Consider the following 1,463-nt stretch of genomic DNA (forward strand, 5'->3'; position numbering starts at 1 on the left):
CCCTACATAATTTCGCTGTTCAACCTCACTGAGTATTACCATTGTCTCACACAGTTGTTGCAGATTTTTTTTCGTTAATTTTTTCATTGCTTTTTATTTCAAAGTATTGGATATAAAAAAAGAGGGTTATGGCCAATCTATTCCTCTTTTGCCCCCCTGGGGTATACCAATGTTTCTATCCATGTATTATTTGCCATAACTTCCGTGGAAACCAGTTTCCCTTTATTGAAAATCATCCTCAGGTAATGTTTCCTTTGCCAAACGCTGTAAGGGGAATATTTTTCAGAGTTGGCTTTTTTCACATAGAGCGTGTCGGTAAACCAGTTGGCCGGCATAAGGCCATAAATCCATTCCCCGATCTCGATATCCGGGATATTTTTTCTGTTAAAACGTTTTCCGGTAAATTTCTCCATCGGGCGATAAACAATTTTATCATCTCTTTTCTTTTGGTAAGGAAAATCCACATAACATAAATACAATTGCGTTTTTAATAATAACCAGGTCGCCATATACTCTTTCTCACTGACTCCTTCCGATCCATGAGGCGGGACGGATGGTGAATCATAGTTGTTAATAATAAAAGGAGGTTCGTATGTAATAATCATTGATCGGTCTTCACTGTAAATGCTCCGGTATCCGTCGAAATGCGATAAGGGCGACTTACTCATCAAATATTTATCGGGATTATCGGCAATATATAAGACGTCGGATGTTTTTAGAAGATTGGTTGAAAATTCATCAAACAATATATCTGCCTTCATTTTTATTTTCTGGGCAAACAATTGAAACGAAAGACAAAAACACAGAAGTAAAAATATTCTTTTATACATAGCGTCTGGATTTTTAATAATACAAATTATAATACAAGCTTTCATAGTAACGATACTGGCTGTATGTGCTTTCCCTGAAATCCTGCGAAGCATATTCAAAATATTGATTATGGATAGTAGCGCCAAACGCAAAAAACTCGGAATAGTTTTTATTATACGTCTGAGGATTATAGTTGTCGTAATGATCCTGTTCATGGATAAGAGCACACATCATATCATAAAAATTACCTCCCTTAAACATGTCGGAAGCATTGTTTATGGTGATATAACTATACTGGTAACCATATCCTGATGTACCCATATGAGTAGTCTTTCCTCCTGTATCGTAGGATATATACCTATTATCGTTTACTGTATAGTAAAGTGTGTCCAGATAGACATAATCTAAGCCCAATCCTCTGGCCATAGAATTTATAATATTTACCCGGGTTCCGTTATCTGAATAATACAATGACGTACTGTAACCAAATAGACAAGCATCATCATTATTGTATTGCAAAGAGTAAAAAATACCCGAATCAACAACTCTAATTTCATGACTATTACCCAAATGTCCTAATAATTCACCATCAGGAGAATAATAAAACGCGGCCCCTACATAATTTCGCTGTTCAACCTCACTGAGTATTACCA

Annotated in this window: 2 protein-coding genes; both read right to left on the reverse strand. The window is 35.9% G+C overall.

Going from position 1 to position 1,463, the window contains the following annotated elements:
• Nucleotides 1-137: 137 nt before the first annotated feature.
• Nucleotides 138-761, reverse strand: coding sequence for a hypothetical protein (locus tag F597_RS0119775; protein ID WP_026327692.1), 624 nt, complete (start codon nucleotides 759-761; stop codon nucleotides 138-140).
• Nucleotides 762-843: 82 nt separating this feature from the next.
• Nucleotides 844-1,463, reverse strand: a 620-nt coding sequence (locus F597_RS22760) for a hypothetical protein (RefSeq protein WP_221406120.1), incomplete at its 5' end; no start/stop codon positions are given.

Origin of the sequence: Proteiniphilum acetatigenes DSM 18083 (assembly GCF_000380985.1) — a bacterium.
GTDB classification, from domain to species: Bacteria; Bacteroidota; Bacteroidia; order Bacteroidales; family Dysgonomonadaceae; genus Proteiniphilum; species Proteiniphilum acetatigenes.

Bases quoted from the DNA above. Each gene is read 5' to 3' on its own strand.
- F597_RS0119775 (WP_026327692.1), bottom strand. From the start codon at position 761: ATGAAGGCAGATATATTGTTTGATGAATTTTCAACCAATCTTCTAAAA.